Raw genomic sequence first — 8,537 nt, 5'->3', positions numbered from 1 at the left:
CTCTCGACGATCTCGCTCGGCTACGCGGGCCGGCTCGCTGAGCTCGCGTCCGCGGCGCCGAGCGAGGTTCCGGACTCCAGAAGGAAGCGAGGGACGTCCCGGTTCCCCCTCGGGAAGCTGGTCTGCTCCAACGACGGGGAGCGGGCCGGCTACGAGCTCATGGCCTCGTACCTGGCGCGCGAGAGAAAGCTCCGCTCCCGCGTGTATCCGGCGTTCGGTCTGCCGCTGGCGGCCTATCTGTTCGGCCTCATCACGGGGGCGCTGCACGACCCGCTCCTGCCGGCCCCGGACGGCGCAGGCCTGAATGTCATGAACATCCTGGGACTCTACTGCGTGTTCATCAGCTTCTTCTTTGCGTCCGCGATGACCCAGACCGACCAGTGGAAGGCGAGTTGGCTCTTCTACGCCGCACCGGTGACCGACCGGTCGGAGCTCGTGGTCGGAGCCAGGAAGGTCGTCATCTGGAGATACCTGGTCCCGTTCTTCTCAGGGCTCTTTGTGCTGCTCTCGTTCGCCATGCCGCTCGTGAGCGCCGCTGCATTCGTCATCGTCACCTGCGTGCTGTCGCTGGTCACGTTCTCGCTCATCGGGTTCACGGCACCGCACCTCCCGCTCTCCCAGTCGGTCGAGAAGGCGCGTCAGCTGCGTCAGTTGGGGATCGTCGCTCTCCTCGCCATGGCCATGGGCGTCGTCATCGGCATCCAGAAGGCGTTCCGCAGAATACCCATGGCGGGCGCCTTCGTTCTCGTCGGCCTCGTGGTCGCGGCGTGGGTCCTCGACCTCGTGCTCAGGAGACGCCTCAGACGGCGCCTCGCCGACGAGGAGTTTCTGGGGTAGACGGTGCGACCGGACGCCGGTACTCGCATCATAGGAGACTCTGAGCAACGACGGCCGCATCGGGGATGCTCTTTCCCCTTGCATCCCGGGGGAGACGGCCCCTAAGATGACGCTCACGGATCACAAGAGACACGCGACAGGAGCAGGATATGACAGAACAGAGGATCACGAAGGACATGCCGATCGGCGATGTCGTCAGGAAGCACCCCGAGACGGTGCCCGTCTTCATGAAGCACGGACTCCACTGCATCGGGTGCGCGGTCGCAGCGTTCGAGTCGATCGCCGAGGGCGCTGCCGCGCACGGGATCGACGTCGACGCGCTCATGACCGACCTGAACCAGGCGACGACCGGCGATGAGGCAGGTGCGTGAGGGTGTGAGCGAGGGGAGGCGCCATGCAGATCGAGGAACTGAAGGGCTGGCTGGACTCGCACGAGGGCTGGGACTACCAGACCGAGGACGGGGCGCTCGTCATCCGGAACGACGCGTATCAGACGATGACGCGCTGCACGTTCGAAGCGGTCGAGAAGAACACGCTCGACACGATCACCGCCGCCTGCTCACAGGGGCGGAACGTGGACCACGTCACCCGCGTGACCGGCTACTTCTCCAAGGTCAGCGGATGGAACCGGGGCAAGACCGGCGAGCTCAAGGACAGACACCGCAGCACGGTCTGAGCGCCCGCGATGAGATGTTCGACCGACGCCCGGCCGGCGGCTGCCCGGCCGGGCGTTTCGCATGAAGGGGAGCCGTGGCCGGACCAGAACCGCGCGATGAGGCCCGTGGAGGGAGTCAGCATGGCACGAGACTGCGACCGGAAGGGAAGGAACCTCGAGAGCTGCAACTGCACCTACGACCCCTGTCCGAGGAAGGGGCTCTGCTGCGAGTGCCTGAGCTACCATCTGAGGATGCGTGAGCTGCCGGCCTGTTGCTTTTCCGATGACGTTGAGTCGTCCTACGACCGGTCGTTCTCGCGCTTTGTCAAGGAGAACAGCTGACATGCCACACGACGCCGCGCGGCCGGGGGAGGGGTCGTCGCGGACCTTCATCTGACCTGCTAGGGAAGGGCACTGCGGCCGGATGGGACAGGGCACGAGGTGGCGCCGGCGACTTCACCTCCGACGCCCGAATGAGTGACGGCCGGTCTTCACACATTCCTAACACGCAATCGCATCAACACTTAACGTCACAGGCTTGATTACGCGACGGAGGTTGTGGTACTCTCATCCACGATTTGTGCGGATTCGGGCCCGTTTCGGGGACATGTATCCCGAAGCGGTATCGTCGACAGGGCCTCACAGGCCGGTCGGAACGCGGAGGGAGGTGACGGAGTACGAAAGGGACCGGAGGAACGCCGCGCCAGCGTTCCACACGGAGCCTGCCAGATGGGGCAGTGGCACTCGATCGTATGAAGCAGCATCATCCCCTGAACGAAGGAGACCCCTGATGAAGAAGCTCTTTGCTATCGCTCTTGCGGTTCTGTTCATCGCTCCGGCGGCCTTCGCCCAGCAGACGCTCTGCTACGGGTGGGAGGACGGCGGCACGATTCTCGGTTCGTACGGTAACCTCGTCGATCCGACGAACGTCTCCGGTCCGCAGGCCGGTGAGTATGCCGGCACCTCCTTCACGTGCCCCGGCCCGAACTCCGGGACGTACTACCTCCACGTCGCAGAAGACCCACACGACGGCACCCCCCAGGCCTACGTTGCCTGGATCACCGGTCTGACCGACGGGGACGTCATCGACGCGAGCTTCTACGGCTACGACATCACGTCCTCGAGCCCGTCGCTCCGGATCTGGGGGCACTACGCTCTCTCGAGCGACATCAACAGCTACGAGGGCTCGGCCGGCGGAAACAGCACCTACACGGACGACAGCGGCTGGAACCAGGTCTCGCACACCTGGACCTTCGACTCGGACGGCGGCACGCGCGACGCCCTCGTCATCGAGGCGCGGCTCTACAGCTCGCCCTCGACGAGCGATGACCACACGGACTTCTTCATTGATGACGTCTGTGTGACGGCTCCTGAGAGTGCCGTGATCGTCTTCCCGACTCCGACGTCGCCCGTCGAGGACGGCACCTGGTCGAGCATCAAGGGGCTGTACCGCTAGAGGAGCCTGACAGAACGAAAAGCATCACGGCGAGGGCCGGCCCCTGGCCGGGGTCGGCCCCCGTTCTTGGATATTGACGATGCTCTTGCCGTATGGTATAATTGGGCTAGTTAGAGTCGGCCCGAGCGCAAGGGCCGCTTGCGGTGAGAACGCAGTGCCCGGAAAGGGCAGAAGGGAGATTGGATGCGCTATCTGATTCTGCTTGCAGTGCTCTCGCTCGTTGCGGTTCCGGCCGCCGCGCAGGTGTCGTGCTGCTACGGTTGGGAAGACGGCGGCACGATCCTCGGTTCCTACGGCAACCTGGTCGATGAAACGAACGTAAGCGGGATGCAGACGGGCGACGACAGCAACGGCGGCACGTACTCGTGCCCCGGCGCCTACGAGGGTGACTTCTACCTGCACGTCGCCGAGGAGCCGATCGGCGGGACGCCGCAGGCCTACATCGCCTTCATCGAGGGCCTGACCGACGGCGACATCGTCACGGCCAGCTTCTACGGCTACGACGACACGCCGGTTGCGAGCCCCTCGCTCCGCATCTGGGCGCACTATGCGCAGTCCGGTGACGTCAACAGCTACGCCGGCTCCGCCAGCGGCAACTACGACTACACCGCCGGAACAGGCTGGGACTTCCTCGAGCACACGTGGACGTTCGACTCGGACGGCGGCACGCGTGATGCGCTCGTCATCGAGGCGCGTCTCTACTCGGGCTCGGGCGGCACGCGCGGCGACTACTGGATCGACAACGTCTGCGTCGAGACCTCCTGCGACGCAACGGTGACGTTCCCGTGCGGGCAGAGCCCCGTCGAAGACAAGACCTGGTCCGGCATCAAGGCTCTCTATCGCTAGAGCCGTCGATTCCGGCACGCAGGATGTGACAGGAGAGGCCCCGCCCTCACGGGCGGGGTCTTCTTTGTGGGACGCCGACACCTGCACCCAAGCGGGAGTCCGCCGAAGATCAGGGATTCACTGTCAGTGGCTGGATCGACGACTAAGAAAGGAGCTCGACCGTGTTGACATCTGACGGAGCCCAGTACGAGCCGACCGTGGACCCGGGCGAGTACGCTTGGGCTGAGAATGACAAGGGGTATGAGCCCGTCCACGTGCTGGAGATCGACGTTCCGTTCGACGAGAGCAGCGACGGCGTTGGGGCCCGGGTGGAGTTTCCCGACGGTGAGCGCCGCGTCGTCGCGTATCAGCACCTCCAGATCGAAGCGGACTGGGAGATCAGCGACGTCTTTCCCACCCCTGAAGGTTCGTTCCTCTATCGGCAGCTCCATGAGCGCTTCAAGCGAATGCAGTCTGACGTCTTCGATGTTCTCGCCTCTCACGGATTCGTTGTCCCCGTCACCGTGGAAGTACGCGGCGGTGTCGCCTATGCTCGGGACGAGCAGCGTGGGGTCTACCTCGACATCGTGGACTACGACAACCCTGATTCCGGTGATACTGCCCTGCTCTATGTTCAACTGGTCCGTACAGGGAACCCTGACTACATGAAGGCATCGTACCTCTGGGGCCTCGACAGACTCAAAGAGCTCGTGGGACCTCAGGCTTGGGACCTCAAAAACGTCAACTGGGAGCTCCTGAAGCGTATGCTCGACAGCCGCTATGTTCAGATCACCGGGGACACGCTGGCTTGACGCTGAAGCCCATCTGAACCTCATCCCGGCGGGGACTGGCGCTTGCAAACGTCATGCAGTGGGCGTTGAACGTCAGGTGCACGGTCCCCGTCCGCGGACAGGCTGTACCGGGCCATCGGGGTTCTGCGGACGCGCGGGGGGGCGGTGGTGTGTCGGGATCCGTCACGCTGTTGCAGCTCCGTTGACTTCGCGCTCACCCCATGCTAGACTGCTCGTTCGAAGAGGTGCCGGGGGAGGGGGTCCCGTGAGGGACCCTCGCCAGGGACAACGTGGACATGCGGAGGGCCGTGTGGGACGCAGGAAGCGCATCTCGAAGAAGGACCTCAAGCACGACGCGCTCGTCGAGTCGGTCTCGAAGAGCGCTCGTTTCGTCGAGGACCACCTCAACAAGGTCCTCATCGGCGCCGTGGCGGTGCTCGTCGTCGTCTTCGTCGTCGGCATGGTCATCCGGTCCCGCCGGGCGACCGAGCTCGAGGCCAACGCCGCCCTCGTGACGGCGACGCAGACGCTCAACTCGGGGCTCTATGGACAGGCCTCGACGCTTCTGAACGAGGTCATCACGCAGTACCCGGGCACGCGCAGCGCCCAGGCCGCGACCTGCTATCTCGGGACGGTCCACTACCATCAGGGCGATTACCAGCAGGCCCTCGACCGCTTCGAGGACTACCTGGCCCGCAGCCGCGCCAACGGCACCCTCAGGACGATCGCCCTCGAGGGCAAGGCGGCCGTGCTCGAGGAACGGAACGACTTCGCCGCGGCGGCCGCGCTCTACGAGCAGCTCGCGCGCGAATCGGCCGCTCTGCCGCCCGTGCAGGCCCGCTATCTCGTCGAGGCCATGCACACGTACCGCGCCGACGGCCAGTGGGACCGCGTCGCCGACACCGCGCGCCGCATCATCGACGAATTCCCCGAAACGCGCGCCGTCGGGGAGGCCCGGATGATCCTGGCCGAGGCCAACGCGATCGCCGGCGCCTGAGCCGCACGCGCTCGTCGCACGACGCGACCAGACAACGCCATCCCGGTTCTCATCATCCACGCAGGCGGCCCGTTTCCGGGCCGCCTCTTTCACAGCATCACCGCACAAGCCGGGGGAGGCGCTGCTGAGGGGGCCGGGCCGCTTTCCTCGTGCCGCCAGGCACGTCCCTCGGGATACGCTCTCGACACTCGAGGGCTTCTCAACATAGTCGCATAATACATATTATGTAAACCTATTGAATGAAGCGACTGCGAACCGGCGGCGACCGGGCCCCCATCGTTCTTCCTGTGCTTCCGGAGCGGCCAGGCTCATCCCCCTGATCGCAGCCGTGGCAAACGAAACGGGGCGCGCCCCTCGCATGGGACGCGCCCCTCGTTCGTTTCCCGGTGCACGCTCCGGCGTCAGCCGATGACGAAGTTCACGAGCCGGTCAGGCACGTGGATGATACGGCGCACCGTTCGGTCCTCGAGGTGCTTCGCGACGCGTTCGTTCTCGCGCGCCAGGGTGACGACGGTGTCCTCGTCGGCGCCGCGCGGCGCGTCGACCTCGCCGCGGAGCTTGCCGTTCACCTGCACCGCGATCGTCACGACGTCCTCCCGTGCGGCCTCCTCGTCGTACGACGGCCATGCGGCCGCGAAGATGGACGACGATCCGCCCGCGCGCTCCCAGAGCTCCTCGGAGAAATGCGGCACCATGGGCGCGAGCAGCACGACGACATGGTACACGGCCTCGCGGATCGCGGCGCGCTCAGTTTCGTCAGGCTCGTCAAGGTCCTCGATGAAACTGCGGACCGCGTTCGTGAGCTCCATGATAGAGGCAACGGCCGTATTAAAGTGGAAGCGCTGGAAATCGGCCGTCACCTTCCGGATCGTCTGATGGGTCTTCCTGTGAAGTGCATCGATGTGCTCCGGGAGGTCGCCGGACAGACGCTCCGCCGTCTCCCCCGCCGCATCCGCAGTGAACGGCCATTCCTGCGCCAGATCCCAGACGCGGTTGAGGAACCGGTGTGCTCCCTCGACGGCTGAGTCGCTCCACTCGGCGTCGCGGTCCGGCGGCCCGATGAACAACGTGTAGAGCCGCTCCGTGTCGGCGCCGTAGTGCTCGATGAGCTCGTCGGGCGCGACGACGTTGCCCTTCGACTTCGACATCTTGATGCCGTCCTTGTAGATCATGCCCTGCGTGAACAGGCGCTCGATCGGCTCGTCGAAGTCGACCATGCCCATGCCGTGAAGAGCCTTGGTCATGAACCGGACGAAGATCAGGTGACCGCACGCGTGCTCGACCCCGCCGATATACTGGTCGACCGGAAGCCACCGGTTGACGTCGGCCGAGACGAAGGGCGCCGACGTCTCGTCCGGCGAGATGTAGCGCAGCAGGTACCAGCTGGAGTCGATGAAGGTGTCGATCGTGTCGGTCTCGCGTCTTCCGGGACCGCCGCACGCCGGGCACGTCGTCTCGACGAACGTCGGCGACGTGGCCAGCGGGGACTCGCCCTTGCCGCTGAAGGTCACATCCTCAGGCAGGAGGACGGGAAGATCGCCGTCCGGCACCGGCGTGACGCCGCACTGGTCGCAGTAGACGACGGGGATCGGCGTGCCCCAGTAGCGCTGACGGGAGACGAGCCAGTCGCGGAGTCGATAGCTGACGGTCCGCCGACCGATGCCCTTCTCATCCATCCAGTCGGCGATCCGCTCCATCGCCTCGCGGTTCGGCGTCCCGTCGAACGGTCCCGAGTTGACCATGACGCCGTCCTCGACGTAGGCCTCCCCCATCGTATCGGCCGAGAGCCCGTCCCCCGGCCTGTCGATCACGACGCGGACCGAAAGCCCGTACTCGTGCGCGAACTCGAAGTCGCGCTGATCGTGCGCGGGGACGGCCATGACCGCCCCGGTTCCGTACTCCATCAGGACGTAGTTCGCCACCCACAGCGGAACCTCGGCGCCCGTCGCCGGATTGACGACGTGGCGTCCGGTCCAGACGCCCTCCTTGGGTGCGTCGGCCGCTCCGCGCTCGATGGCGCTCTGACCGCGCACGCGCTCGACGAAATCCAGAACCGCCTTCTCCTGCTCGGTGCCGTGGACCAGCGAGTGGAGCAGCGGATGTTCCGCCGCCATCACCATATAGGTGACCCCGAAGACCGTGTCGACGCGAGTCGTGAAGCACGGCAGCTTCTCCCCGGACCCGGCCACGGTGAAGTCGATCTCCACCCCCTCGCTCCGGCCGATCCAGTTTCTCTGCATCGTCTTGACGCGCTCGGGCCAGCCGTCGAGCCGGTCGAGCCCCTCGAGGAGCTCGTCGGCGTACGCCGTCGTCCGGAAGAACCACTGCTCGATGTCCCTGACGCCGACCTCGCTCTCGCATCGCTCACAGCAGCCCTGCAGAACCTGCTCGTTCGCCAGGACCGTCGCGCACGAGGGGCACCAGTTCACCGGCGCGGCCTTGCGGTACGCCAGACCACGTTCGTAAAGCCGGTTGAAGATCCACTGGGTCCAGCGGTAGAAGTCGGGCCGATGCGACGCGATCTCGCGACGCCAGTCGTAGCCGATGCCCCAGGCACGGAACTGCTCCTTCATCTTCTCGATGTTCTTCTCGGTCCAGAGCGCCGGCTGGACGCCCCTGTCGATGGCCGCGTTCTCGGCCGGCAGACCGAACGAGTCCCAACCCATAGGCGTCAGCACGTTCCTGCCCGTCATCATCCGGTAGCGCGCCAGGGCGTCCCCGATGATGTAGTTCCTGCCGTGGCCCACGTGCAGATCACCCGACGGGTACGGGTACATCACGAGACAGTAGAAGCGGTCCTCCGCGTCGGTCGGACACTCGAAGAGGCCGGATTCCTCCCACCGGGCCTGCCACTTCGGCTCAATGTCCTTGAATGGATACCGTGCCATGGTTCCTTCCCCTGTGTCCCGGCGGCGGTCCGGTCGCCCCGTGCGGGGCCCGGCGGCCTGAACGAAAGAGAGCCGGCACCGGGACGGT

Annotated in this window: 8 protein-coding genes; 7 read left to right on the top strand and 1 reads right to left on the bottom strand. The window is 65.6% G+C overall.

Annotated elements, in window-relative coordinates; genetic code table 11:
- Window positions 1–1,013 precede the first annotated feature (1,013 nt).
- From GF405_06080 to GF405_06050, 7 genes are all read left to right on the top strand, one after another.
- On the top strand, window positions 1,014–1,208 hold the full coding sequence (locus GF405_06080) for a DUF1858 domain-containing protein (protein MBD3367725.1): 195 nt from the start codon (window positions 1,014–1,016) through the stop codon (window positions 1,206–1,208).
- 23 nt (window positions 1,209–1,231) lie between these two features.
- A complete protein-coding gene (locus GF405_06075) occupies window positions 1,232–1,513 on the top strand; it encodes a hypothetical protein (GenBank protein ID MBD3367724.1) in 282 nt (93 codons plus the stop codon).
- 120 nt (window positions 1,514–1,633) lie between these two features.
- The gene (locus GF405_06070) at window positions 1,634–1,834 is read left to right on the top strand and encodes a cytosolic protein (GenBank protein ID MBD3367723.1); all 201 of its coding nucleotides are present in this window, start codon (window positions 1,634–1,636) and stop codon (window positions 1,832–1,834) included.
- Between the two features lie 448 nt (window positions 1,835–2,282).
- Window positions 2,283–2,948 (top strand): hypothetical protein, encoded by a 666-nt coding sequence (locus GF405_06065; GenBank protein MBD3367722.1) that lies wholly within the window; start codon window positions 2,283–2,285, stop codon window positions 2,946–2,948.
- A gap of 183 nt (window positions 2,949–3,131) precedes the next feature.
- Window positions 3,132–3,794, top strand: a complete 663-nt coding sequence (locus tag GF405_06060) for a hypothetical protein (protein MBD3367721.1) — start codon at window positions 3,132–3,134, stop codon at window positions 3,792–3,794.
- Between the two features lie 161 nt (window positions 3,795–3,955).
- Complete coding sequence (locus GF405_06055; GenBank protein MBD3367720.1) at window positions 3,956–4,585, top strand: hypothetical protein; 630 nt, start codon at window positions 3,956–3,958, stop codon at window positions 4,583–4,585.
- On the top strand, window positions 4,554–5,561 hold the full coding sequence (locus tag GF405_06050; GenBank protein MBD3367719.1) for a tetratricopeptide repeat protein: 1,008 nt from the start codon (window positions 4,554–4,556) through the stop codon (window positions 5,559–5,561). The genes GF405_06055 and GF405_06050 overlap by 32 nt, the downstream gene beginning before the upstream one ends.
- Before the next feature lie 401 nt (window positions 5,562–5,962).
- On the opposite strand, the gene GF405_06045 is transcribed toward GF405_06050, so the two are convergent.
- Window positions 5,963–8,449 carry a leucine--tRNA ligase gene (locus tag GF405_06045; GenBank protein MBD3367718.1) on the bottom strand — a complete coding sequence of 829 codons (2,487 nt, stop codon included), beginning with the start codon at window positions 8,447–8,449 and terminating at the stop codon, window positions 5,963–5,965.
- Between the last annotated feature and the right edge of the window lie 88 nt (window positions 8,450–8,537).

The sequence above is a fragment of the Candidatus Effluviviaceae Genus V sp. genome (assembly GCA_014728125.1).
In the GTDB taxonomy this organism is placed as follows: Bacteria; Joyebacterota; Joyebacteria; order Joyebacterales; family Joyebacteraceae; genus WJMD01.
Note: the sequence above shows the minus strand (reverse complement) of the source record. Positions and strands in the feature narration are given on the sequence as shown.

Coding starts and splice junctions, on each gene's coding strand:
- GF405_06075 (MBD3367724.1), top strand. CDS start 1,232: ATGCAGATCGAGGAACTGAAGGGCTGGCTGGACTCGCACGAGGGCTGG.
- GF405_06080 (MBD3367725.1), top strand. CDS start 1,014: ATGCCGATCGGCGATGTCGTCAGGAAGCACCCCGAGACGGTGCCCGTC.
- GF405_06065 (MBD3367722.1), top strand. CDS start 2,283: ATGAAGAAGCTCTTTGCTATCGCTCTTGCGGTTCTGTTCATCGCTCCG.
- GF405_06070 (MBD3367723.1), top strand. CDS start 1,634: ATGGCACGAGACTGCGACCGGAAGGGAAGGAACCTCGAGAGCTGCAAC.
- GF405_06050 (MBD3367719.1), top strand. CDS start 4,554: ATGTTCAGATCACCGGGGACACGCTGGCTTGACGCTGAAGCCCATCTG.
- GF405_06045 (MBD3367718.1), bottom strand. CDS start 8,449: ATGGCACGGTATCCATTCAAGGACATTGAGCCGAAGTGGCAGGCCCGG.
- GF405_06060 (MBD3367721.1), top strand. CDS start 3,132: ATGCGCTATCTGATTCTGCTTGCAGTGCTCTCGCTCGTTGCGGTTCCG.